General features: G+C 62.8%; 24 protein-coding genes. 10 read left to right on the top strand and 14 right to left on the bottom strand.

What is annotated here, in order from left to right:
* Nucleotides 1-52: 52 nt before the first annotated feature.
* The 4 genes from AC0VX3_RS25505 to AC0VX3_RS25490 form a co-directional block, all read right to left on the bottom strand.
* Complete coding sequence (locus tag AC0VX3_RS25505) at nt 53-1,600, bottom strand: ABC transporter substrate-binding protein (RefSeq protein ID WP_475522863.1); 1,548 nt, start codon at nt 1,598-1,600, stop codon at nt 53-55.
* 65 nt (nt 1,601-1,665) lie between these two features.
* Entirely contained in the window at nt 1,666-2,559 is an 894-nt protein-coding gene (locus AC0VX3_RS25500) for an ABC transporter permease (protein ID WP_475522862.1), read from the bottom strand.
* Nucleotides 2,560-2,563: 4 nt separating this feature from the next.
* Nucleotides 2,564-3,490, bottom strand: a complete 927-nt coding sequence (locus tag AC0VX3_RS25495) for an ABC transporter permease (protein ID WP_475522861.1) — start codon at nt 3,488-3,490, stop codon at nt 2,564-2,566.
* A complete protein-coding gene (locus AC0VX3_RS25490; protein WP_475522860.1) occupies nt 3,484-4,296 on the bottom strand; it encodes an HAD-IIA family hydrolase in 813 nt (270 codons plus the stop codon). The genes AC0VX3_RS25495 and AC0VX3_RS25490 overlap by 7 nt, the downstream gene beginning before the upstream one ends.
* 229 nt (nt 4,297-4,525) lie before the next feature.
* Here AC0VX3_RS25490 and AC0VX3_RS25485 point away from each other — a divergent pair, with 229 nt between their 5' ends.
* Entirely contained in the window at nt 4,526-5,425 is a 900-nt protein-coding gene (locus tag AC0VX3_RS25485) for a LysR substrate-binding domain-containing protein (RefSeq protein ID WP_475522859.1), read from the top strand.
* 117 nt (nt 5,426-5,542) lie between these two features.
* Here AC0VX3_RS25485 and adhP read toward each other — a convergent pair whose 3' ends face one another.
* The 5 genes from adhP to AC0VX3_RS25460 form a co-directional block, all read right to left on the bottom strand.
* Complete coding sequence (gene adhP / locus AC0VX3_RS25480; protein ID WP_475522858.1) at nt 5,543-6,559, bottom strand: alcohol dehydrogenase AdhP; 1,017 nt, start codon at nt 6,557-6,559, stop codon at nt 5,543-5,545.
* A gap of 304 nt (nt 6,560-6,863) precedes the next feature.
* On the bottom strand, nt 6,864-8,423 hold the full coding sequence (locus AC0VX3_RS25475) for an ABC transporter permease (protein WP_475522857.1): 1,560 nt from the start codon (nt 8,421-8,423) through the stop codon (nt 6,864-6,866).
* On the bottom strand, nt 8,420-9,268 hold the full coding sequence (locus AC0VX3_RS25470) for an ABC transporter ATP-binding protein (protein WP_475522856.1): 849 nt from the start codon (nt 9,266-9,268) through the stop codon (nt 8,420-8,422). The genes AC0VX3_RS25475 and AC0VX3_RS25470 overlap by 4 nt, the downstream gene beginning before the upstream one ends.
* 6 nt (nt 9,269-9,274) lie before the next feature.
* Nucleotides 9,275-10,261 (bottom strand): ABC transporter substrate-binding protein, encoded by a 987-nt coding sequence (locus tag AC0VX3_RS25465; RefSeq protein WP_475522855.1) that lies wholly within the window; start codon nt 10,259-10,261, stop codon nt 9,275-9,277.
* A 31-nt stretch (nt 10,262-10,292) separates the two neighbouring features.
* Complete coding sequence (locus AC0VX3_RS25460; protein ID WP_475522854.1) at nt 10,293-11,033, bottom strand: 5-formyltetrahydrofolate cyclo-ligase; 741 nt, start codon at nt 11,031-11,033, stop codon at nt 10,293-10,295.
* A 141-nt stretch (nt 11,034-11,174) separates the two neighbouring features.
* On the opposite strand from AC0VX3_RS25460, the gene AC0VX3_RS25455 reads away from it, so the two are divergent.
* The 7 genes from AC0VX3_RS25455 (at nt 11,175) to AC0VX3_RS25425 (ending at nt 19,548) form a co-directional block, all read left to right on the top strand.
* Complete coding sequence (locus AC0VX3_RS25455) at nt 11,175-12,026, top strand: MurR/RpiR family transcriptional regulator (protein ID WP_475522853.1); 852 nt, start codon at nt 11,175-11,177, stop codon at nt 12,024-12,026.
* A gap of 352 nt (nt 12,027-12,378) precedes the next feature.
* Nucleotides 12,379-13,749, top strand: coding sequence for an ABC transporter substrate-binding protein (locus AC0VX3_RS25450; RefSeq protein ID WP_475522852.1), 1,371 nt, complete (start codon nt 12,379-12,381; stop codon nt 13,747-13,749).
* Between the two features lie 78 nt (nt 13,750-13,827).
* Entirely contained in the window at nt 13,828-15,132 is a 1,305-nt protein-coding gene (locus AC0VX3_RS25445; protein ID WP_475522851.1) for a carbohydrate ABC transporter permease, read from the top strand.
* Nucleotides 15,129-15,974, top strand: coding sequence for a carbohydrate ABC transporter permease (locus tag AC0VX3_RS25440; RefSeq protein WP_475522850.1), 846 nt, complete (start codon nt 15,129-15,131; stop codon nt 15,972-15,974). Before AC0VX3_RS25445 ends, AC0VX3_RS25440 begins: the two co-directional genes overlap by 4 nt.
* A complete protein-coding gene (locus tag AC0VX3_RS25435) occupies nt 15,974-17,032 on the top strand; it encodes an ABC transporter ATP-binding protein (protein WP_475522849.1) in 1,059 nt (352 codons plus the stop codon). The genes AC0VX3_RS25440 and AC0VX3_RS25435 overlap by 1 nt, the downstream gene beginning before the upstream one ends.
* Before the next feature lie 10 nt (nt 17,033-17,042).
* On the top strand, nt 17,043-18,512 hold the full coding sequence (locus AC0VX3_RS25430; protein ID WP_475522848.1) for a glycerophosphodiester phosphodiesterase: 1,470 nt from the start codon (nt 17,043-17,045) through the stop codon (nt 18,510-18,512).
* Nucleotides 18,513-18,525: 13 nt separating this feature from the next.
* Nucleotides 18,526-19,548: a LacI family DNA-binding transcriptional regulator gene (locus AC0VX3_RS25425; RefSeq protein WP_475522847.1), complete on the top strand. Its 1,023-nt coding sequence runs from the start codon at nt 18,526-18,528 to the stop codon at nt 19,546-19,548.
* Here AC0VX3_RS25425 and AC0VX3_RS25420 read toward each other — a convergent pair.
* Nucleotides 19,508-20,434, bottom strand: coding sequence for a DMT family transporter (locus AC0VX3_RS25420; RefSeq protein ID WP_475522846.1), 927 nt, complete (start codon nt 20,432-20,434; stop codon nt 19,508-19,510). The genes AC0VX3_RS25425 and AC0VX3_RS25420 overlap by 41 nt on opposite strands.
* Before the next feature lie 203 nt (nt 20,435-20,637).
* Here AC0VX3_RS25420 and AC0VX3_RS25415 point away from each other — a divergent pair, with 203 nt between their 5' ends.
* Nucleotides 20,638-21,411 (top strand): LysR substrate-binding domain-containing protein, encoded by a 774-nt coding sequence (locus AC0VX3_RS25415; protein ID WP_475522845.1) that lies wholly within the window; start codon nt 20,638-20,640, stop codon nt 21,409-21,411.
* A gap of 7 nt (nt 21,412-21,418) precedes the next feature.
* Here the strand turns inward: AC0VX3_RS25415 and AC0VX3_RS25410 are convergent, their stop codons facing one another.
* A complete protein-coding gene (locus tag AC0VX3_RS25410; RefSeq protein ID WP_475522844.1) occupies nt 21,419-21,769 on the bottom strand; it encodes a carboxymuconolactone decarboxylase family protein in 351 nt (116 codons plus the stop codon).
* Nucleotides 21,770-21,899: 130 nt separating this feature from the next.
* A complete protein-coding gene (locus AC0VX3_RS25405) occupies nt 21,900-22,568 on the bottom strand; it encodes a ZinT family metal-binding protein (protein ID WP_475522843.1) in 669 nt (222 codons plus the stop codon).
* Nucleotides 22,569-22,811: 243 nt separating this feature from the next.
* Between AC0VX3_RS25405 and hmuQ the strand changes: the two genes are divergently transcribed.
* Nucleotides 22,812-23,126: a heme-degrading protein HmuQ gene (gene hmuQ / locus AC0VX3_RS25400; protein ID WP_342891497.1), complete on the top strand. Its 315-nt coding sequence runs from the start codon at nt 22,812-22,814 to the stop codon at nt 23,124-23,126.
* 7 nt (nt 23,127-23,133) lie between these two features.
* Here hmuQ and AC0VX3_RS25395 read toward each other — a convergent pair whose 3' ends face one another.
* Both AC0VX3_RS25395 and AC0VX3_RS25390 read right to left on the bottom strand, forming a co-directional pair.
* Nucleotides 23,134-23,745 carry a glutathione peroxidase gene (locus tag AC0VX3_RS25395; RefSeq protein WP_475522842.1) on the bottom strand — a complete coding sequence of 204 codons (612 nt, stop codon included), beginning with the start codon at nt 23,743-23,745 and terminating at the stop codon, nt 23,134-23,136.
* 88 nt (nt 23,746-23,833) lie between these two features.
* The gene (locus tag AC0VX3_RS25390) at nt 23,834-24,394 is read right to left on the bottom strand and encodes a DUF1190 domain-containing protein (protein ID WP_342891495.1); all 561 of its coding nucleotides are present in this window, start codon (nt 24,392-24,394) and stop codon (nt 23,834-23,836) included.
* Between the last annotated feature and the right edge of the window lie 24 nt (nt 24,395-24,418).

Below are 24,418 nucleotides of genomic sequence, written 5' to 3'. Positions count from 1 at the left end.
AATACAATTCGGGGAGGAGCGCCGCCGGCATGCCGGCGGCGCCCCCGTTTGCCTAGTTGACGGCGACGGACCCGGCGCGGAAATCGAGCACATAGGGGATGTGGCCCGGCTTTGGCGCCCAGTCGATGTTGTTCTTCATCGCCCAGCTTTCATACGGACGGTAAAGCGGCAGAACCGGCGGATCCTGCTTGATGCGTTCCATCATCTCGGCATAGGCCGCGCGGCGCAGTTCGTTGTCGCCGGAGAATCGGAACTGTTCCCAGGCCCTGGCGTAGTCCTCGTCCGTGTTGAAGCGGCCTTCGGATTCAGACGGGCCGTGCGGCGCCCACATCACGCCGAAGGAGCCGAACGGATCGGCAAAATACATCGGGTTGGACCAGTTGCGGGACATCATGTCCGCGGACCCGCCGCTCCATTTGTCCTGAACGTTGACCTTGCCCTTGATGCCGACATCGGCCCACATTTCCATGATCGCCTGGGCTGCCAGAACACCGTTGGTGTAGTAGCTGGGGGCTGTGTCGTAGGTGATTTCGAAACCGTCATAGCCGGCTTCCTTCAAGAGTTCCTTGGCCTTTTCCGGATCGTATTCGAAGGTGGTCAGCTCCGGCTGGTACAGCTCGCCGAATTCCTTCAGCGTATGGGTCGAGGGAACCACGGCCTTGCCGCCCCAAAGGGCTTCGTTGAGCGTGTCGCGGTCGATGGCGAGCGACATGGCCTGACGGATGCGGGCATCCTTCAGCTTCGGATGGTTCACGTTCATGATCATGACGTGGAACAGCGCGGTGGCGCTGCCGGCTGCCTTCATGTCCGGATCTCTTTCGATCAGGCCGAGCTGGTCCGGAGCGATGTTGGTGACGATGTCGGCTTCACCGGTCTTCAGCGAGGTGATGCGCGAGGCTGTTTCCGGCATGTGCCTGACGGTGACCTTGTCGAGAGGCGCCTTTTCGGCCCAGAAGTCGTCGAACCGTTCCCAGACGACGCGCTCACCCGGCACGAATTCGGCGACCTTGTAGGGCCCGGTGCCGACCGGCTTCAGCGAGAAGGCTTCGTAGTCGTCATGCTCGATCTTGTCCGGATCGCCGGCGAGGCTCATGGTATAGTCCAGCGGAACGATCATGACCTGCTGCAGGTTCAAAAGCGTTTCCCAGAGCGGCTCGGGGCGCCTGGCGGTGATGCGCACGGTGAAGTCGTCGATCTTTTCGGCCTTCTCGAAGTTGCCGAGACGATCGCGGGCGCGCACCTGGTAGGGCGGGAAGTCGGCCTGATACATGCGGTTCAGCGAGAAGACGACATCGTCGGCGGTCATGTCTTCGCCGTTGTGGAACGTCACGCCCTCGCGCAGCTTCAGTTCCATCACGGTCGGCTCGATCAGCTTCCATTCGGTCGCCAGACCCGGGAGCCACTCGGTGTCGGTGGTGTCGTGGTTCTTGGCGATCAGCGTGTCGAACGAGTTGTAGTAGAACTGCGAGCCGACGTTGGAATGGTCGCGGCCCGGATCCAGATAGCTGGACACGTTGGCGGCGCCAACAGTCAGTTCGCTCGCGAATGCACCGGTCGCAAGCAGCGATGCGAGTGCGGTGGTTGCCAGTAGTTTCGTCATCTTGAGCCTCCAAGGCTTCGGGGGTGTTGTTCTGGCCGTTTCCGGCTTCTGTTGGTGTTGCGGGATCAGCGGGACCTGAGACGGACATCCGCCTTGTCGCGCAGCCAGTCACCGAGGATCTGGACTGCGAAAGTGAGGAGAAGGATCACGGCAGCGGGTGTGAGCACGATCCAGGGAGCGGTCGGCAGGTAGTCGCGGCCGATGCCGACCATGGATCCCAGCGTCGCCGTCGGCGGCTGCACGCCGAGACCGAGAAACGAGAGGGTCGATTCCAGGATCACGATGTTGGAGAAATTCAGGGTGAATTGGACCACGATCGGCGAAACGACATTCGGCAGAATGTGGTGGAAGGCGATCCGCAAAGGCGTCGCGCCCGCCGCCTGCGCGGCTTCGACGAACGGCATCTGCGCCAGCTTCTTCACTTCCGCCCGTACGATCCGCGCGTATTGCTCCCAGCCGTAGACGCCGAGAACCAGCACCATCACATCGAGTGACGATCCCATCACGGCCAGGATCAAAAGCGCGATCAGCGTGAACGGAATGGCGATCTGGGTATCGACCATGGCCATGACGAAGTCTTCGAAGACACCGCCGGCGATACCGGCCAGCAGACCCAGCGTGCCGCCGATCAGGAGACCGATGACGGAGCCCGCCAGGGCCAGTGCGAAGGTGAGGCGCAGGCCGTAGATGCAGCGGGACAGGATATCCCGGCCAAGTTCGTCCGTACCGAAAAAGAAACCGTCCCTGTAGCGCTCGAAGCCGACCGGCGGCCGCAGCCGGGAGATCAGGCTCTGGGCATTGGGATCGAAAGGCGCGATCAGGGGCGCGGCAAGCGCCGTGAAGATCAGGACCAGGCCGACAACGAGTGCGATGCGGACGATCCAGTTCGCATCCGACCACACCGGAATACGGATGGGGGCGGTGCCGCGCGATGAAGAGGCTTGGGTCAGGTCGCTCATTTGCTCATCCTTTCGAAAGACGGATGCGCGGATCCGCGTAGGCGTAGGCAATATCGACCGCCGCGTTGATCACGATGACCACGACGGCGACCGACAGCACGGCGAACTGAAGAACGGGATAGTCGCGAAGGATGGCGGACCGCACGAGCAGGTCGCCAATGCCGGGCCAGGCGAAGATCGCTTCCACGACGACGCTGCCGGAGGCCGCCAGCACCGCGATCTGCAGACCGATCACCGAAAGAAGCGTGATGGCGGCGTTGCGCAGGCCGTGCTTCAGGATGACGACCCACTCCGGCAGACCCTTCGCCCGGGCGGTACGCATATAGTCCTGGCTGAGCACGTCCAGCATGGCATTGCGGGTGAAACGGGTGATGGCGGCCACCAGAATTCCCGAGATCGCCAGGGTGGGCATGATGAAGTGCAGGGCGGAGCCGTCGCCGATCACCGGCAGCCAGTTGAGCGTGTAGCCGAAGATCAGCACCAGCAGGATGCCGATGATGAAGGCGGGCACCGCATAGCCGAGAAAGGCGATCACCATGACCACGCTGCCGATGATGCTGGTGCGGTATATCGCTGACAGGATGCCGAGCGGCACGGACACGATCAGGGTGAAGGTGATTGCGCTGAGCAGCAATTTCAGCGACGGCCAGGCTCGTTCGAGCACGATCTGCGACACCGGGCGGCGTTCAAGGAACGACAGGCCGAACTCGCCGGAGAAGACGGACACCAGATAGCGCCAGTACTGGCTTCCGATGGACGCATCCAGACCGTAATAGGCAATCAGGAGTTCCCGGTCCTCACGGGTAATGCCCTCGCCGAGAACGAAATCGACCGGATTGCCGGACAGCCGCGTGGCAAAGAACACCAGGGTCACGATGACGAGCAGGGTGACCGCCATCTTTACCAGGGCGCGCAACACGTAGATCAGCATGACGCCACCTCCATGGGGGTCTGTTCGGGGGAACCGGCAGAGGCTTTCTGAAGGTCGGCTGCCGGCGTTCGGGGGGCGTGGGCGACGAGGTGAATGAAATCGAGACCGGCGCGGATGGCGGCAACGCCGTCGGTGGCGGCATTGTCGCCGACAAACACCGCGTTGCTTGCCGGAACACCGGCATGGTTCAGCGCGGCTTCGATCAGGAACGGTTCGGGTTTGCCGAACACCCTTGCCGGGGTGTCGGCCCCGCAGGCCCGGAATGCGGCGAAAAGCGACCCGGTTTCCGGAACGGGCCGTCCATCGCCGTTCGGGTGGGAGAGATCCGGATTGGTGAGCACCATCTCCGCACCCTTGTCCAGCAGCCGAAGGGCGCGTTCCAGGCACGTCAGGGTGAAGCTGGTATCCCGGCCAAGAACGATGACATCGGCCTGGTCGTTCGCATCTTGCAGGCCGAGATCTGCTGCAAGGCGCTGAAGCGGCGGTTCCGCGAACACAAGCACCCGCGCGCCCGGATGCTCCGACGCGACGGTGCGGACAGCAAGCTCACCGGCGAGAAAGATACGCTCGGCCGGCAGGTCCAGACCGATCGCCCTGAGCTTGCCTGAAAGCGTGGCGCCGGTGTCCGCCGAGTTGTTCGATACGATCGACAGCCGGTTGCCGGCGGCCTGCACGAAGGCCTGCGCTCCGGGCAGGGGGCGCGCCTCCGCGATCAGGCATCCATCCAGATCGCAAAGGACAGCCGCATAGGCATCGACATCTGCCGCGCTCAGAGATTTTGTCGTTGTTGTAGTGCGCGCACGCATTGCGATGCCCATACCTTCCCGTTCGCCGCTCAGCCCGTGTTGGGCAGCGGTGACATGTCCGCCGGTCGGTCCGGCGCAGGTCTGTTTTCAAAAAGAAGCAGTGCCCGGTGGAGGCGGCCTGCCGAGGTCGGGATCAAACTGTCGTTTCTGTGTGACGTGGCTGTTACAGGACGAACCTAAGGTTTGGGGCGGTGCAACATTTTGCTTCAAACCGGATGGAAAGCCTCAAATGTCGGTAACCCTGCCCCGTATTCGCGCCGTCAACGCCGTCGCCGCCGGTGGGTCCTACGCCGCGGCGGCGCGCACGCTGAAGGTTTCGCAGCCGGCTGTCGCCCGGCACGTGAAGGACCTTGAAAGGGAATACGGCGTTCGCCTGTTCGACCGGAAGAACGGCGTTCTGTCACCGACGCCCTTGTGCAGTGACCTCTGCGATATTGCCGAACGCATGGAAGAGGCCGAGCGCACGGCAACCCGGCTCCTGACCCGGCACAACACGCTGCTCAACGGCCGGCTGGTCATCGGTCTGGGAAACTCGATGCCGGGCATGGCTTTGATCGCCCTGTTTCTGAAACGGCATCCCAGCATCGAAATCGCAGTGGAGACCGGATCGCACGAACAGATCACACGTGGAGTGCTGACCCGTGAGGTGGATATCGGCGTGCTACCGGATGTTCCGGCCGACGGCCGCTTCCGGCGCGAACTGCTGGCAAGGCAGAATGTGGTCGCGATCGTTCATCCCGACAGTCCGCTGTCGCGGGGAAAGTCGGTGACCTGCGAGCGGCTCATGGCTGAACCGCTGATCTTCCGCACAAAAGGATCGTCCACACAGCGGGTGGTCGACCGGGCCTTTCGGACCGCCGGTTTCGAACCGTCGCCGCTGCTGACCCTCGACACCCGTGACGCGGTTTACGAGGCCGTCGTCAACGGGTTGGGGGCCGGTTTCATGTGGCGGTTCGGAACCGGCCGGACCGACATCGTCCACCGCATCTCGGTGTCTGACATGCATCGCCAGTATGAAGAGCAGGTCTTTTCCCTGACGGACGAACGGAACCTGCTGTTCGATGCCTTCTATTCAACCGTCACCGCCTTCCGGAGCGAGGCCGAGGTCATCCTGGAAAACCGGAGCTGAAGGCTCTCTGCCGCCCCTTCTGCCATCGGCGCCACGAAGCCGGGTTCGACGCCGCCCTCAGCGCGCTGGTGCGCGATACAGGCCGGTGTGCCGAAGGGTTCGTGGTGCGCGCCGACGTCAGATGTTCATGACGATCCGGCCCTCGATCTGCCCTGCCTTCATCCGGTCGAAGATACTGTTGACGTCGTCCAGCGTTTCTTCGGAGTAATGCGCCGCGACCTTGCCTTCGGCCGCAAAGCCAAGGGATTCTACCAGATCGAGCCGTGTGCCGACGATGGAACCGCGAATTGTCTTGCCGTTGAGCACGGTGTCGAAGATGGACAGCGGGAAGTCTTCCGGCGGCAGGCCGACGAGGCTCATGGTGCCGCCGCGCGCCAGCATGCCGACACCTTGCTGGAACGACTTGCCCGCGACCGCGGTGACGAGAACGCCTTCCGCGCCGCCGCCGGCCTGAACCTCGGCAACCGGATCGCACTCGAACGCGTTGATGACCTGGTCCGCGCCCAGGGTTCTCGCCAGTTCCAGCTTGTCGTCGGCAATGTCGACCGCGATCACATGCAGACCCATCGCCTTGGCGTATTGCACGGCCATGTGACCGAGGCCGCCGATGCCGGAGATGACCACGGTCTGGCCGGGCCGGGTGTCGGTTTCCTTCAGCCCCTTGTAGACGGTGACGCCGGCGCACAGCACAGGCGCTGCCGCGGCAAGGCCCAGGCCGTCGGGGATGTGCCCGACATAGTCGGGATCGGCCAGGACGTAGTCCGCGAAACCGCCATTGACGCTGTAGCCGGTGTTCTGCTGGTCGTGGCACAAGGTTTCCCAGCCGCCCATGCAATGGCGGCAGTGACCGCAGGCAGAGTGCAGCCAGGGAATGCCGACGCGGTCGCCTTCCTTGACCGAGGTGACGCCGGCGCCGACCTCGGCGACGATCCCCACACCTTCGTGGCCGGGAATGAACGGCGGATTGGGCTTCACCGGCCAATCGCCGTTGGCGGCGTGCAGATCCGTGTGGCAGACGCCGGAGGCCTTCACCTTGACGACAATCTTGCCGTCCGAAACGACCGGCTTTTCAACCTCGCAGATGTCGAGAGGAGCACCGAACTTGCGCACGACGGCGGCTTTCATGCTGACCATTGCTGATATCCTTCTCTCTATGGTTCGCGAAACGTTTGCCTTGCCGGATCCCTTGCGGGCAAGGCTGCTTCGAGGGGCAGGCGATACCGTGACGCAAACCGGTGACGGTCGACCTCGAACAAACAGCCGGAACGCCCGCGGTCCTTGAAACCGGTTTCGCGCGATGCCGGAATTCATATGGGAGGCCGTCGGGTGTCGCCAGTTCGTCCGATTACGTATCGGGGTGCCGGCTGGCCGAAATGCGCAAGCGAAATCGGTGGTGCCTGTCAGGCAAGGGAGAGTGTATTGACGGGATCGTGCAGCATCACGTGTCCCGCTCGTCCCGCCGCCCGATCCATTCCAGCACCGGCGCCAGCTGATAGAGCAGCACCGACAGGAGAATGGAGACCACCGCGACGGTCCAGATCATGCCGTAGTCGAGATATCCGCGAGACTGGTTAAGGAGATTGCCGAGGCCTTTGCCGGTGGCCAGCCACTCCGCGATCATCACGCCCAGCAGCGCCTTGGGCAGGGCAAGGCGCGCGGCGACGAACAGCCATTGTCGACTTGCCGGGATGGCGATCAGGCGCAGCTTGCGCAAGGTCGTGGCGCCATAGGCATCCACAAGATCGAATGCGGCTTTCGGGATCATCGCAAAGCCTTGCGCCAGAACGACGAAGGCGGCGAAGAAGGTGACGGAGATGGTGATCACCAGCGTCACCGTGATGCCCCGCCCGAAGATCAGCACGGCCAGTGGTGTCAGCGCCACCAGCGGCATGGTCTGCGTCACCAGCGCGAAAGGCAGAAGCGCCCGCATCAGGAGAGGGGCCGCAAAGGAGAGCAGAGCCAGGGCAAAAGCGAAGCCGAGCCCCAGCAGCATGCCGGCGATGGTGATCGGAACGGTTTCGGCAAGTGCTGCCAGCAGGCGCGTCTGCGCCGAAGCTGCAGTCTTTCCGGTGATGAGGTAGTCGACCACGCCCATCGGCGTCTTGGCGATGATCGGCGAAAGATCGGCCCAGAGCAGCATTGCCTGCCAGATCAGCAGCGGCATCAGGATCGCGGCGGCCAAAAGCAGCGCGCGGCGGACGGGGGCTTCGTTTGCCGCTCCGGGTTCGGGGCCCGTCACACCGATGTTCACGGCGCGGTTGAGCGATGTTGTGCGGGCGGCAAGGGCGGCTGACAGCGCATAACCAAGTCCGGCGATCGCCGTGGCGGTCAGGCCGATCCCCCACAGACGGTCCGGTTCGGCGCGTCCGAGCGAGCCGAGCAGAAAGGTGCCGAGGCCCCAGCGGGCGCCGGAACCGAATTCCGCCAGCACGGCGCCCAGCACCGCGGCCGGTGCCGCCACCTGAAACCCGCTCAGGATGGTGGGCAGGGCCGATCGCAGCCGCAACAGCCACAGTGTCCTGAGCGGACCGCCGCCATAGGCGCGGATGAGATCCACCGCGCGCGGGTCGGCCGACTGCAAGCCGGCCATGGCAGCCGTCATCGTCGGGAAATAGACCAGCAGGGCCGCGAGGGTGATCCGCGCCGTTTCGCCATCGAGCGCGATCACCAGCACCGGCGCGATGGCAATCGGAGGCACGGTGAAGGCGGCGATGTTCACACCCCGGAAAATCCGCTCCGCGACCGGCCAGAGACAGAAGGAGACGGCAGCGGCAAGCGCCACGGCGTTGCCGATGAGGAAGCCGAGCGAGGCCGTGTAAAGCGTGGCGGCGACATGCGGCCGGTATTCGCGCCATTCCGCCGCCAGCCGCAGGAGGATTTCTGACAGGGGCGGCAGGGTGCCGTCGGCGACCAGTTTCAACTGACCGGCGAATTCCCAGGCCGCCAGCAGCAAAAGGATCAGGGCGCCCGTGGCGAGATGGTCGCCGAACCGGGTCATGCGGATGTTCCGGATTTAACCGTAGCGGCAACAGGTGCGGCATCCAGGGCAGCGGTTTCGGCGGCGGCGCTGGCCGCCGAGGTTTCGGGATCCAGCAGGGCGGCGATCCTGTCGCACACAAGGTGAAACGCGGGGTCGCGCAGCAGTTCCGCGCTGCGCGGGCGGGAGAAGGACACCGGAATATCGGCAAGCACCCGCGCGGGCCGGGGCGACAGCACGACGACACGGTCGGCCAGATAGACCGCCTCGTCGATGCCGTGGGTGATCAGCAGTGTCGTCGGCCGCTTCGCCGACCAGATACGCTGCAGTTCGAGGTTCATCTGCCGCCTGAGGATCAGGTCCAGAGCGCCGAACGGCTCGTCCATCAACAGCACACGCGGCTCCGTCGCCAGTGACCGGGCAATGGCAACACGCTGGCGCATGCCGCCGGACAATTCGCCCGGACGGGCCTTTTCAAACCCCTTGAGTCCAACCAGCTCGATCAGGCCGTTGATCTTCCCGGCGTCCGGACGCTGGCGCCCGAGCACCTCGAAAGGCAGGCGGATATTTTCCTCGACGCTGCGCCAGGGGAGCAGGGCCGCATCCTGGAATGCGACCCCGACCGCTCCGGACCGACAGGCCGACCGTGGGCTGTCGCCGCCGATCCGCAGCGATCCGGAATCCTCGCTCTCCAGCGCCAGTGCCAGCCGGAGCAGCGTGGACTTGCCGCAACCCGACGGCCCCAGCAGCGCCGTGAAGGACCCGGCCGGACAGTCGAGCGAGAGATTGTCGATGACGGGCAGGGCCTTGCCCTTGATTGAAAACGCCTTGGAGACACTCGTGAAGCGAAGGGGAAGGCCCTGCATGTCCGGTCAGCCTTTGATCTCTTCCAGGAGGCTCGTGTCGAACATGTCGGGCGTTGCCTTGATGCCGATCTTGCCAAGAGTCTCGATATTGGCGGCGATCCCCTCCGCGTCCATTGTAAAGATCCCGCCGGAATGTTCCATAAGCGGCTTCTGGGCACCGTTGAAGAAGACTTCGTTTTCGATGGTGCGGCCGGTTCCGGCAAACCACGAAGCGGCGAACTTCGGTGGATAGGCGGTGGTGTCGGCGAAGTTGGCATCCCAGCCCGCACGGCTGGCCTTCAACCAGGCGACCAGTTCGGCGCGTTTGGTCTTCAGCACCTCTTCGGTCACCACGACCGTGTCGTTGTAGGTCTTGTAGCCGAAATCGTAGAGCAGGAAGCTGACCGCCTTTTCGCCGGACTGTTCGATCGTGAAGGGCACATTGGTGGTGAAGTCGAGCGAGGCGTCGACTTCGCCTTTGATCAGTGGCGTCGGATCGTAGGCGTAGGGAACGATGTTGACCTCGGACCGGTCTATGCCGTTGATCGCCAGCATCGCCTCCACCGAGATGACGTTGACCGGCGGCACGGCAAGCGTCTTGCCCTTCAGCTCTTCCGGCGAATTGATCGGTGTCTTGGCCAGGGAGACGATGCCGATCGGGTTCTTCTGATATTGCGCGCCGATGATCTTGAACGGTGCGCCCTGATCGACAATCGTCTTGATGGTCGTGTCCGGTGTGGTCAGCGCCAGGTCCGCCTTGCCGGCGATGATCGAACTTTCCGGGATCACGTCGGGACCACCGGGCAGATAGGTGAGATCCAGGCCTGCGTTCTTGTAGAATCCGTCGTCGATGGCGGCGAAGTAGCCGGCGAATTCCGCGTCGTTGATCCAGGCGGCCTGCATGGTCAGCGGCGTGGCGGCGGCGGCGCGCGAAACGAAGCCCGGCATGGCCCCGGCGGCGGCGGCCGTGCCCATGAGGTTCAGAAAGCGACGGCGGCTGGTCATAAAGGTCATCATTCACATCCTTTCAAATACGGCGGAAGGGTCAGGTCTTGAGGCCTCGCATCTGGCGAAGTTCCTGTAGGGGAGGCGTCTGGGCGATCTGTTCGGGTTCGAGCAGGTCCCAGTGAATGCCGCGGGGCCGCGTGCCGCGGTTCCCGATGGTGTGGAACCGCTCCGGAGTGGCGATATGGTCGACAAGAATGTCGGTCGGGCTCGGGAACAGCTTGTCCTCGACCACCTGAATGTCGTGCACGATGGCGGTCACGGGTGATTTGTCGTCGACAATGCCGAGTTCGGTGAACATGCCCCATTCCATATCGAAAAAGCCGTGTCCTTTTCCGAACCGCACCCCGTCCATCGAAACTGCCGAAGCCCCGGTGACCAGAAAGTCGAACCGGCCGCGCTCCGCGATTTCCGCAAGCGTGATCGGACGCCCGAAATGCTCCAGCCCGTCCAGCCAGGCGGCGAACAGTTCCTGGCCCTTCGGCACCATCTCCGGTTCCAGCAGCCAGAAGCCGCGATAGATTCCGTAGGTGGACACCACCATGGACTTGCCCGCCTCGAGCATGCGGCGGCGCAGGTCGACGAGGCAATTGTCGGGCGTGATGAAGGCATAGCTCCCGGTCTGGAAAAACGTCTGTTCCACGATCCGGTCCGTCGCCTTGTCAGAACCGATGAAGTCCGGGATCACTTCCGCGAAGTTCTTGTGAAATCTGGAATCCGGCAGGGCCACCGCATCGAGTTTCGACCAGATTTTTTCGCGGACGATCTTTGTTTTTGTCACGAGAGGTTCCGTTTGTTTCTAAATTGACTTTTTCTGAAACAAGAGTTTCATAGACATTCTCGCTTGTCACGTGTTTTTTCAAGCCGCCGTGATTTTGCTTTAATCGGGCGGTGAAACTCCGGCAGAGGACGAAGGCAGGAAATGGGAACTCGACTGGCGCTGCGGATCCAGGAACGGTTCGAGGAATTAACGCCCTCGGAGCAGAAACTCGCCCAGTTCCTGCTTGATCGGCCCGACGAGATACTTGCGTCTTCCGCGACCGAACTCGCCCGGTTCACCGGTGTCTCCAAGGCGACCGCCGCCCGCCTATTCCGCAATCTCGGCTACAATGATTTCAACGACGTGCGCCTGCAGGCGCGCGAGGAACGCAACCGCACCGGTCCGGTCCAGCAGATCCCCATGCCGCAGGCGGCGGTGGACGAAACGGTCACCGTGCCGACGCATCTGCAGGTGGAAAGCGCCAATCTGACGCGCACCTTCGAGGAGCTGCGGCCCGATGTCCTCAATGCGGCCGCCGAGCAGATTGCCGGGGCGGGCCGGGTCTGGGTCGCCGGTCTGGGGATTGAAAACGGCATCGCCCGTTACCTGCGCATCCTGCTGACGCGGGTGCGTCCGGGCGTTCACATGATTTCCGAAAACGCGGCGACATGGCCGGAGGAACTGGCCTCGACCGGGCCCAATGACGCCCTGATCATCATTGCCGTCCGGCCCTGGACCAAGCAGATCTCGACGGTCCTGACCTTCGCCCGCACCACGCGGCTGAAAACGATTGTAATCACCGATCCCACCAACACCGGAAGAGCGCGGCGCAAGGAGGCGACGGTGCTCAACTGCCATGTCTCCACGCCCTGGAGCGAGCTGACCCAGACCAGTGTCCTGTCCATGGCGCAGCTTCTGGCGGCGACGGTCGCCAACCGGATCGGCGGCCGCGCCAAGGCCCGCCGCGACCTGATCGCCGACCTCGCCGAGGAAATCGAATCCGGCGACATCTGAGCGCGGGCAAGCCGGGATTTCGCTGTGGTGTGCCCTTCGCCGGCTGTCGAACAGGTTTGCAGCCGCAACACACCTGCCGCATTGCCCCGGTCAGGCGCAGCGCAATGCCGGGGCCTATTCGCAGCGCAACATGTTGAAGCAGGACAAATTTTACCAGCCGAGGGTCCGTGAGGCCGCCCGCTCGCTGGAAACGAGCAGGCTCCGCAGCCGAAATGCCGATTCTCGTCCTCTTGTCATATCTCCGTAATCTGCCCGAATTAAAACCGTCCTTGCACACGTGTGCAAAATGTATCTATTCTGCGCATGGCGCCTCCGGGAGGGACGCTGCGCAACAGACAGCAGGCGAGATCTGATGACAACTCTAGTTTCAAAACTGCGCCAGTCCACAGCGGCTGCCGTTCTGGCCGTCACCGCGGCATCCTTTGCCGGTGACGCCTTCGCGAAAGATCTGACAATCACCGTTTGGGCCGGGGGGACCAACGACAGCGACGTATATCGTCTCGATGCCATCGAAATGGCCGCGGACATCCTGACGCGGGAATATGCGATCCTCGGCGAGGAGCTGAACATCACGGTCGAAAAGAAGCGCGACTTCGCCGACTGGGGCGCCTTCAAGCAGGCCGTCACGCTGGCCGCCGAATCCGGCGATGCGCCGAACATCGTCGTCACCAGCCACCTGGACATCGCGCCGTGGAGCCAGGCTGGCCTCATCGTGCCGGTCGAGGACTATGTCGACATGGACGCCTGGCCGCTGAACAATCTCTATGACAATCTGGTCGAGATCACGTCCTACAACGACGTCGTCTACGGCCTGCCGCAGGATGCGGAAAGCCGTCCGTTCTTCTTCTGGAAGGACACCATGAAGCAGCTCGGCTACTCGGACGCGGAAATCGACGCTCTGCCGGCCAAGGTCGAATCCGGCGAATACACGCTTGCCAACGTTCTGGAAGACGCCAAGAAGGCTGTCGACATGGAGCTGGTGGAAGAGGGCTACGGCTTCTACCCGCGCGTTTCCAACGGCCCGGACTATGCACAGTTCTACCAGTCCTTCGGCGGTGAGCTGCTCGACAAGGATACCGGCAAGCTGCTGCTGGACAAGCAGGCGATGACGGACTTCTACCAGTTCTTCGTGGACGCCGTTGACGCGAAGGTCACCCGCAAGAACCACATCGGTACCGAGTGGGACCAGTGGTACGCGGAAGTGGCCAGCGGCAAGGCGGCCACCTGGCACGGCGGCACCTGGCACTACGCCCGCTACACCGGCAAGGAAGGTCTCGACGACTTCTTCGGCAACATCCAGTTCACGCTGATCCCGGCCGGCAATGAAAACGGCCGCGCCAACACAATCACCCAGCCGCTGGCCTATCTCCTGACCGCCCAGGACGATGAGGACGATGTCGAAATCGCGGCCCAGCTGATCAAGATCGCCTCCGAGCCGCGCATCAACACGCTGCACGCGATCAAGTCGGCTCACCTTGGCATCGCCAGAGAACAGTCCAATATCGAGCTCTATGCCAACGATCGCTGGGCGGCGGAAGCCACCGAACGTCTGCTTGGCCAGGCCAATGCGCAGCCGAACCACACCGACTATGGCCAGTTCTCCCAGATCATGTTCAAGGGTCTGGAAACGGCCTGGACCGGTACGAGGACCCCGGCCGAGGCCGTGGCCGAAGTCGAAGCCGAAATGAAGGCGACCCTGGGCGACGAAGTGATCATTCGCTGATCGAACGATCAATTCGGTACCGGAAACCGGGCGGCGGCGTCATGTGCGCCGCCGCCCGTGACCTTCAGGAGTTACCCCATGCGGCGCGCACATCTGCTGGGCCTCGGCTTTCTCTCGCCGGCCCTTGCGATCATTGTTATGCTTTTCCTGATCCCGGTCCTTCTGACCGTGATGTTCTCTTTCACAAACATGAGTACTGCGACCGGGATCAGCGGCGGTGCCTATGAAATCAATTCGGCCTCTCTGCGGAAACTGGCGGACGCGGGCGCGCAGGAAAGCTTCCTTGATGCGCTCGGCCAGGAAGCCTTCGTCGTTGACGATACCGGCATCACCGCGGCCGCGGCTGCCTACGGCGAGCAATTCGCCAACGAGGTCGGGTCGGAGATGCTCGGCGAGCGGTTTACCAGCCGCCGCGACCTGGAACGCGCCTTCCGCAAGCTGAAGTCCCGGCCGAGATCGACCCGTGACATCAAGAAGGCGGCCGACCTGTTCAAACGCTCCGTGCTCAACGTGCGGTTCGAGACGGCCGATGGACTTGTCGGCGCAGTCACGGGCAACGGCATCGCGATGACGCCGGATCAGCAGGAGCTGCTGACGAGGACAATCTATACCGGCTGGAGCTGGACCACGGACAATTTCGCGCTGATGACGCAGATCCCCTATATCTGGCGGGTGGCGGGAAACACCGTAATGTATGTTGTCCTGACCCTGTCGGTGTCCGTAGGGCTGGGACTGTTTCTTGCCGTCACGACGTTTTATCTGCCGTCGCTTCCGGCGGCGAGCTTCCGGGCGATCTGGTTCCTGCCGCGCATCCTGCCCAATGTCATTTTCGTGCTCATGTGGAAGTGGCTGGCCTGGGACACGGGGTTCATCTCGTCTTTCCTCGCCAATTTCGGCGTGGCGCCGAGAAACTGGATGCTGGATACCGACATCCATGCCTGGGTGTTCATCGTGCTGATCAACGGCATGGTCGGCGCCTCGCTCGGCATGATCCTTTTCGGCAGCGCGATCAAGGCCATCCCGCAACCGATGCTCTACGCCAGCGAAGTGGACGGCGCTTCCCGATGGCAGCAGATCCGCTACATCATCCTGCCGCAGCTGCGCTGGCCGATCATGTTCATCTGCGCCTATTCGACCCTGTCCCTGATGACGAGCTTTGAATACATCCTGCTGTCCACCGACGGCGGACCGGGCGGGGCGACGGAAGTCTGGTCCCTGATGGCCTTCCACACCGCGCTCGACAATTACGCGGGCAATCTTCAGTACGGCCTCGGGGCCGCCATGGCGCTGGTTCTGGTGATCGTCGGCATCCTCGCCTCGCTCGTCTACCTGCGCATCTTCAACTTCAACGATCTCGTGGCCAAGCCACGGATCGAACAGTGAGGAGGACCGCCATGATGTCCTCGAATTTCCGCTCCTGGCCGCTGTTCCTGCTGCTGACCGTGCTCTCGCTGCCGCTGGTGACCATGTATGTCTATCTGTTCGTGGACACGGTCACCGACACCACAGCGGGTTCGCTGATCCCGGACAAGTTCACGCTCCAGCACTGGCGCTTCCTGTGGGAAGCGCCGGAAACCGGCCGCGTCAGCATCTGGACGGTGACACTCAACACCTTCATCTTCGCCATTTGCACCACCCTGGTGAACGTGTCGGCCTCTGTTACCGCCGGCTATGCGCTGTCGCGCCTCAACATGCCGTTCAAGCGTTTCTTCCTGGGCGGCATCCTGACGCTGCACGCCTTCCCGACGATCACCCTGATCATCTCCATCTTCCTGATCCTGCAGATGATCGGCCTCTACAACACGCTGATCGGTGTCATCCTGGTCAAGACCGCGCTGGAGCTGCCCTTCGGTATCTGGATCATGAAGGGGTTCTTCGACAATGTTCCCTGGGAAATCGAGATGGCCGGGCTGCAGGACGGGGCCAGCCGCTTCACCGTCTGGTGGAAGCTGGTGCTGCCGCAAGTCCAGCCCGGCATCGCGGCTCTTGCCGTGTTCGTGTTCCTGTCCGCCTGGAGCGAATTCATTCTTCCGCAGGTGCTGGCCCCGAGCGGCAGCGCGCAGGTGCTGTCCACCTATCTGTCCAACCTGATCTTCGACGACGTGAAGCCGGACTTCAACATGTTCAAGTCGGTCGGCGTCTTCTATGCGCTGCCGGTGATCGTCATCTATCTGATCTTCAACAGGCAACTCATGAACATCTATGGCGGAGGCACGAAGGGCTGATGCGAATTTCAATTGAAAACTTCACCAAATCCTTCGGCGACACCACCGTGATCGAGGACATGTCGCTGGAAATCGGGGATGGCGAAATGCTCGCTTTGCTGGGGCCGTCCGGCTGCGGCAAGTCGACGACGCTGTTCGCAATCTGCGGCATTCACCGCATGAACGCCGGCCGCCTGCTGTTCGGCGATGCCGACGTGACGGAGGTTTCCTCCCAGAAGCGCAATGTCGGCGTGGTGTTCCAGAACTATGCGCTCTATCCGCATATGAACGTCTACGAGAACATCGCCTTCCCGCTGAAGGTGCGCAAGGAAAGCAGGGCCGAGATCGACCGGAAGGTGCAGGAAATCGCCGAACTGGTGCATATCGGCGAGCTGCTTCATCGCCGCCCGATGCAGCTCTCGGGCGGCCAGCAGCAGCGGGTGGCCCTGGCCAGGGCGCTGATCCGCAAGCCCGATATCCTCCTGCTCGACGAGCCTCTGGCCAACCTCGACGCCAAGCTGCGCCTGGAAATGCGGTCCGAAATCCGCCGCATCCAGCTTGCCACCGGCATCACCGCCGTCCTGGTCACCCATGACCAGGTGGAGGCCATGTCCATGTGCGACCGCATCGCCATCATGGACAAGGGCCGGATCGTGCAGCTGTCAACGCCGAAGGACATGTACGAAAACCCGTCCTCGGATTTCGTCGCGGGCTTCCTGGGCAATCCGCCGATCGCCTTTCTGGACGGAACCGTCGCCGACGGCGGTTTCAGGCTGGCGAATTCGCAGGTCACCCTGCCGGTGCCCTCCGGCATCAGGTTGCCCGGAGAAGGCGCGCCCATGCGCTTTGGCGTCCGTCCCGAATTCTTCCAGCCCGGCAATCCGCTCAAGGTTCCGGGAAAGGTCAGCTTCGTCGAGACCCAGGGCCGGGAAGAGCTCTATGACGTGACGCTGGAAAACGGCGCCGTGCTGCGCTCCATCCAGTTGCAGAGCGCCGGGTTCGAGCTGGGGCAGGACGTCTCCTGGGGCATTGCCGAGGACAGGATCCTCGCGTTCGGGCCCGACGGGGTCCGGTTGTGACGGTAACGGCATGACGCAGTTCCGGCCCGGCAGAACCTGGATCGACATCCATGAAGGTCCACCGCTGGCGATCGCCCATCGCGGCGCGAGCGCCTATGCCTTCGACAACACGCTGCGCGCCTTCAAGGTCGCCCGCGAGATCGCCGCGGACATGTGGGAGGTCGACATCCGGCTGACCTCGGACGGTGTGCCGGTGGCCTTTCACGATGCGGACCTGAACAAGGTCTGCGGGTTGGATCTGAAGGTCGGCGACGTCAGCGCCGCGAGACTGGCGGAGCTGACCGCTGCAGCCGGGCGTCCCGCGCCGCGGTTTGCCGAGGTTGCCGAACTCGCGGCTCGGTGTGGTGCCGGGATCTATCTGGATGCCAAGGAAGCGGACGCTGCGACCCGGGCCATCGACATTTTGCGCGGCCATGGCATCGAGCGGGTCATCGTCGGTGCGAACACGCCGGATTACTGCGCCGACCTGACCGCCCGAGGCTGCCCGTTTCCTGTTTCCATCCTGGTCGGGATCGGTATCGATCCGTTCCCGGTCGCGGATTTCTGTGATGCGGAAATCGTGCATCCCTGCTGGGAGCGGGCGGGCGAGCGGCCGGACGGGCTACTGGACGGCGCTTTCTTTGCGGAGGCGGCACGGCGGGGGCTGGCGATTGTCACCTGGCACGAGGAACGCGTCGACGTGGTCGAAGCGCTGGTGAAGATGCCCGTGCTCGGCATCTGTTCCGACCAGCCCGAACTTGTCACCCGGTTCAGGCGCGATTCCGGGCGGCAGCCGGCCATCGTCTGTCACCGGGGTGCCTGCGGCATCGCACCGGAAAACACGCTGGCCTCGGCAAATGCCGCCTGGTCCGCAGGTTTCGACTTTGTCGAGATCGATGTCCGGGAAACCGCGGACGGTGGGCTTGTCGTCCATCACGATCCGCAACTGGACCGCACGACCGACGCCGTCGGAGACCTGAGTGCCGCAACCGTGCAGCAGCTCTCCGGGCTTGATGCGGGCGGCTGGTTCGATCCGTTTTACGCAGGGGAAAGCATCCCGCTGCTCGAGGACATCACGGACCTGGCGTTCAGGGCGGGCGGCAGGCTGTATGTCGAAATCAAGCAGGCCGATCCCGTCACGACGGCGGCGGCGGTGCTGCGCAGGCTGGCCGTGGACGACGTCTTCTTCTGGTCCTGGAACACGGACTGGCTGAAACGGATCCGGCAGGCATTTCCGGAAGCGAAACTGATGGCGCGGGCGGAGGATTTCGACACGCTCGAGGACTGTCTGACCGCCTTCGATGCGGCGATCATCGAATTCAACGCAGGCAACGCGACTGCCGCCGCCATCGCGGCGGTCCACGCGGCCGGTCGGCAGGTGATGATTGCCTACATGGGCAACGACCCTGAAGAGATGGACCGGCTGTTGCAACTGGAACCGAACCTCATCAATGTGAACGCGCCGTTTCTGGTGGCGCGCCGGACCGAAAAAAACCGATAACAGGAATGGAACAATGTCGGATCCCTCCGGGACCAGAAAAACGGTCAATTCCTTTGATGTGGCCAAGCTTGCCGGCGTCTCTCGTTCCGCTGTTTCCAGGACGTTCACGGACGGTGCCAGCGTCTCCAGGGAAACCCGGGAGAAGGTCATCGCCGCCGCGGGACAGCTCGGCTACCGGGTCAATGTTCTGGCCCGCTCGCTGCACAAGCAGAAATCGGATCTGGTCGGCGTGGTGGCCGCCGACCTGGACAATCCGTTTCGTGCCGAGCAGATCGATCTCCTGTCAAAGGGGCTTCTGGAACGGGGCCTGCGGCCGATCCTGTTGCGCGGCGAGCCGTCTGCCGATGTCGCCGACCTGATCGGATCGCTGCTGCAATACAGCGTCGCCGGGGTGATCGTGACTTCCGACACGCCTCCTGAGGAAATCTGCATGGAATGCCTGGAAAACGGCGTTCCGCTCGTCGTGGTCAACAAGCGCGACACGGGCGCGCCGGTCGACCGGGTCGTGACGGCCTTCGAGGGTGGCGGCCGGCTTGCGTTCGAGCACCTTGTGGCGAGTGGCTGCCGCAAGCTTGCCGTGGTCACGCCCGAAAGTTCGTCCTATTCGATCAACGGGCGCGCGCTTGCTTTTGAACAGGCGGCCAACAACAACGGCATTCCCGTCGTTCGGATCGCCTGGGGCTCGCAGTCCTATGAAGGCGGCCTGGAAGCGGCGGCGTTCGTCAATCGCATCCGGAGCGAAATCGACGGCATTTTCTGTACGGCGGACTATCTGGCATTGGGTGTCCTCGACGGCCTGCGCCACGATCACGGTTTGGCCATACCCGAAGACATTCAGGTGATCGGCTATGACGACATCCCTCAGGCTGCCTGGAAAGCCTACGATCTCACCACGCTGGCACAGAGCAGAAAGGTCCTTTGCGAGGCGACGCTCGAGCTTCTGATGCAGCGGTTGGAAAACTCGGACCTGCCGCAACAGGTGCGTGTGTGCAGCGTCAGCCTGAAGAAGCGCGGCACGACACGGGCGGTTTCGTAGGAGCGGCTGCGTCCGGCCGTCTTCCCCAGTTCAGCGTCACCGCGAGGCTGGCAAGCACAATCAGGCCGAGTCCGGCGAGTTGGCCGGGGCTGATCAACTGGCCATAGACGAGGGCATCGACGACGATCGCGCTCGCGGGATAAAGAAAGAGCAGCACGGCGATCACCGGTGTCGTCAGCTTCGGCAAGGCATTGTAGAGCATCACGTAGACTCCGCCCGTATGAACCAGGCCGATGACCGTGAGCCAGCCCCATTGCCCGGCGGACAACTCGAACGGGGACAGCGGTTGGAATGCCACGAGAACCAAAGAGCCTGTCAGAAACTGGATTGTGGCCAACTGCGCTGCTGTAAGGCCTGTCAGTCCTTTGGCGATGATCGTCACACCGGCATACAAGCAGGCGGCAGCAAGCGTAGCGCCAAGACCAAAAAGATAGCTGCGGTCAGCCGCAAATTCTGCGCCGGTCAGACCGGTCGCAAGCACCAGTCCGAACAACGCCAGGGCGATCCATATCAGCGTGACAGGCCGCAGGCGCTCATGGAAGACAAGGGCCCCCAGGAGGACCACCAGGAACGGCTGGATATGAAAGGTGATCGTGGCCACCGCGATCCCCGTCTGCCGGATACCTTCGAAGAACAGCACCCAATTGCCCGCCATCAGCACTCCGCTGGCCACGGCCGGCAAGAGAACCCTGCCCGGTGCACGAAAGATGCAGGTGAGATCTCCGCGCCAGAAACAGTAAGCCGCCAGGGCAAGCCCGCCGACGATACATCGGTAGAAGGCGACGGTAACGGGGCCCGCCCCGCTTTCCAGGACGCAGAGACCGATTGTACCGAGCAGGGTCTGCGCGGCCATGACGCCGATCATGCCTTCCTTCTGTCTGGTCATGGAAGTTTCCTTGCGTCGGGATTGGGACCACTGTGCGCGGTCGTTCTTCTCGACAGAATGGGTTCGGTTTCATTATTCGGTCAAACGATATAGTCTGAAGACACTGTTCAGGTTATCTAAAAGATATGCAGCTCGATCACACGCTTCTCCGAACTTTTCTTGCTTGCGTCGATGCAATGAGTTTCAGCCGCGCAGCGTTACGCGTGCACAAGTCGCCGGCGACGGTGTCCATGCAGATCCAGCGTCTGGAAGGGCGCATCGGCAAGCCTCTGTTCCTGCGTGATACGCGAAATCTTGCACTTACAAGTGCAGGGGAGGAACTGGTGGGTTACGCAAGGCGTATCCTGCGCTTGCATGACGAAGCGGTTGCGGCTTTCCGACGACCGGACATGGAAGGTTCGGTGACGATCGGTGCGCCTGACGACTACATCGTCGCCATGTTGCCCGACGTGCTCCGGCGATTTGGCGAAATGTTTCCGCGCGTGGAACTCAATGTGGTCTGCGCCCAGTCCACAACGCTCCTGCCGCAAGTCGATGCGGGTGACATTGATCTGGCCATCGTCACGCGAACCGGTGGCACCCAAGGCCATCTGATCCGGCGTGAGCCGATGGTCTGGGTCGGATCGAAAGACGGTCAGGCCCTGGAACGTGACCCTCTGCCGGTCGCGCTCTATGAACCGGGTAGTCAGGCCCGCACCGTGACTCTGGCCGCACTGCATCGAAGCGGTTTGAGCTATCGCTCGGCCTATTCCAGCTTCAGTCACTCGGCGCTGGTCACGTTGGTCGAGGCTGGCCTTGCAGTGGCCGCCGTTGCGCAGATGGCGGTTCCCACCTCGGTCGAACGGCTCGGCAGGAGCCTGGGTCTGCCTCCGGTTGACGCTCTGGATATCATCCTGGTGCGCAGCGGGAACGCGACCAACGCTCCCTGCGAAGCGTTGGCCCTGGTTTTGCTGGAAGACCCGGGAAATGGCCTTTGAGGCGCGTTCAGTCTTCCTCACAAAGCCCGTCATAGGCGGCAAGGGCCTCGGCGCCGTAGATCATCGACGGGCCGCCCCCCATATAGACCGAGACACCGATGACCTCGAGGATCTCGTCCCGGTTGGCGCCGAGCCGGGCTGCCGAGCGGGCGTGGTAGGCCAGACAGCCGTCACAGCGCGCGGTGATGCCGATGGCCAGCGCGATCAGTTCCTTGGTCTTGGCGTCAAGCGCACCCGGGCTTGTGGCCGCCTTGGCCAGCGCGCCAAAGCCCTTTGCGACATCCGGAATGCCCTTGCGGACGGCGGCCATGCGATCGTCGGTCTGCGCGACAAAATTTTCCCAGTCGGATACGGCCATGCTTCTGGCTCCCTGTTCGGTATGAGGCACTTTCCGAGGGGACCTTAGGTGGCGGCGAACCGGGCAGCGTTGACCTGTCTCAACGGGCGATGGGTCCGGCACGAAATTTTTCGCGCCGGACGCTTCCCGGTCAGTGGGAGATCATTTCCTCCACGATTTCTCCGGCCGTGAGGGAGGCAGGGAAGTAAGTCGGCCAATTGGTCACTTCTTCCAGAAGGCCTGCGCGGTCGTTGCCCCAATAAAGGTGATAGTGATCGGCGTCGGCCGGAGCTATGCGGTGGTCGCTGAACTGGATGAAGCCCGGCGCGCCGTCGTCGCCACCGGTTTTGCGGAAGATGAAGCGGACGCCGCGATTGCCCTTCGTGTAGGTCAGGATCTCGTAGCCATCGGTTTCATACTGCCCGGAAACACTGTCCTCTCCAGTGTGAAACGTGACCTGACCGTCGCTGATGACAATCCGGTCAACATCGGTCTTGTAGCCGGTCTCGTAATAGGCGCGGTACTCCTCGGCACTCTTGTCGCCGTGGGCGGCCTTGTGCGCCATGACCGGAGCCAGGGTGCCGTCCTGGAGATAGGGATAGACCGATTGCCAGTCGCCGTCCCAGTCGGAGAGCAACCGGTTCGCGACCTGCTCGTCCTTGAAATAGCCCTTGCTGATTTCCTTGTTCGCGGCCTCGTCATGACTGTGGGCATGGGTATGTGCCTTGCTGTCGGTTGAGCTTGCGGTTGCCGGCGCGGCGAGAAGCAGCGTTACGCCGAGTGCCAGGGAGCCGGCAATCCGGAAGTTTCTGGGTGCCATTGTCTGAACCTTTCATGCAGAGACAGGTGATGGGAACGAAAGTGGTAATGTTATTACATTACATTTGATGGGGTAGTCCAGATGCGCTCTGCTGACAATAGGCTTGAGAGGAAATTTGAAGGTGTGCGCCAGGGGACTGCCGAAGGACGCCTTGTGCTTCCTAAAACCTGATTGTACAAATCAGGTTAAATGACCCGGTCTGCAACGATCAGGCCGCCGGACAACAGCAGGAGATCCAAGATCATGTATGTCGCCATGAACCGTTTCACGATCAGGGGAGGCCAGGAAAAGGCCTTTGAAACCGTCTGGAAAGAGCGTGAATCGAAGTTGGAAGATGTCCCGGGGTTCAAATCTTTTCATCTTCTGAAAGGCCCCCTCGACGAGGACGCCGGCACGACGCTCTATGCTTCGCATACGGTCTGGGCGAGCCACGAGGATTTTGTGAACTGGACAAAGTCCGAGCACTTCCGCCAGGCGCACAGGAACGCCGGGAACAACAAGGGTCTTTACGTCGGTCACCCGCAATTCGAAGGCTTCGAGTCCGTTCTGGACGCCTGACGGATTGTCAGCGGCTTTCCGGGGCGTCCGCCAGATCCGCAAGCACCGCCTCGATGGCGCGGGTCACGCCGGCTGAAGTCGGCGGTGCCGGTGTCGGGAACCAGGCGACAACCCGGCCACCCGGGCCGATCAGATACTTGTGAAAGTTCCAGTAGGGCCGTGCTGCGGAGCCGAGTGTGTCTGCCGCCCATCGATAAAACGGATGCGCGGCCTTGCCCCGGACCGGCGTCTTGGCGGTCAGGGCAAACGTCGCGCCGTATTTGCCTTCGCAGAATTTTGCGATCTCGCCATCTGCCCGCGGCTCCTGTCCGCCGAAATCGTTCGACGGCACGCCCAGGACGACCAGGCCCCGGTCCGCGTATGTTTCGTGCAGGTCCTGCAGTCCGGAAAGCTGGCCGCTGAAACCGCATTCCGTCGCCGTGTTGACAATCAGCACGGCTTTGCCCTTGAGGTCCTTCAGCGCCAGCGGGTCGCCATGGGGCATGGCGAAGCTGAAGGCATGGGCGGACGGACCTGTGCCGGATGCAATATCCTTCCCGGCACCGGATTGCGCGAATGCCGGCCGGGCCGTGCCCAGCGCGCAAATCGTCAGGAAAACGGCAGCGGCAATCCGGATCATGTGTCAGCCTCCAAATTCTGCTTGACATACGGGCGGGGCCTGCCGGCGGTTCACCTGGGGCCGCTGCGAACGGCCGGCGCCGGCGGGTCTAGCCGCCCCGGGAGCTGAAACTGGAGCGGCTGCCGAACCCGCCGCGCGAGGCGACGGAGGTGCGTGTCTGCACCTTGGCGGGCTTCGGCGGCGTCTTGACCGCATCGTTGTAGGTCCGCCAGGAGCTGCCACCGTAGTTGCCGACGTAGTAGCCGCCGCTGGTGTAGAAGCCTTTCTGGCCCCGGCTCGAATACACCGGGCGGACATTGTTGCCGATCACCTGGGACGCGACCGCGCCGGCGAGTGTCCCCGCCAGGAAGTATCCCGAAGGCGACGGCGTGTAATAGGGGCCCGCGCTGGACGTCTCCTGGAGACAGGCGTTGCCGTGCTGTTCTGAGCATAGCGTGATCGTCTTGTAGCGCGGCCCGCTGGTCTCGTGGGTTGCCTTGCCGGCCTGGAGGGCCGCGGCGCAGACCTCATCCGGCACGTAGTCGTCGGCAATGCATTCCGCTTCGGTCTTGTAGACCCGGCCTTCCAGGTCCGGTTCGTCTGCGCAACCGGCCAGTGTCACGGTTGTCGTCGCCATGACCACCAGCTTGATCGACTTGGAGCGTTTCATGAGTTTCTCCCGACCTTCCAAACG

Source organism: Roseibium sp. QJM3NY_11 (genome assembly GCF_056173175.1).
Note: the sequence above shows the minus strand (reverse complement) of the source record. Positions and strands in the feature narration are given on the sequence as shown.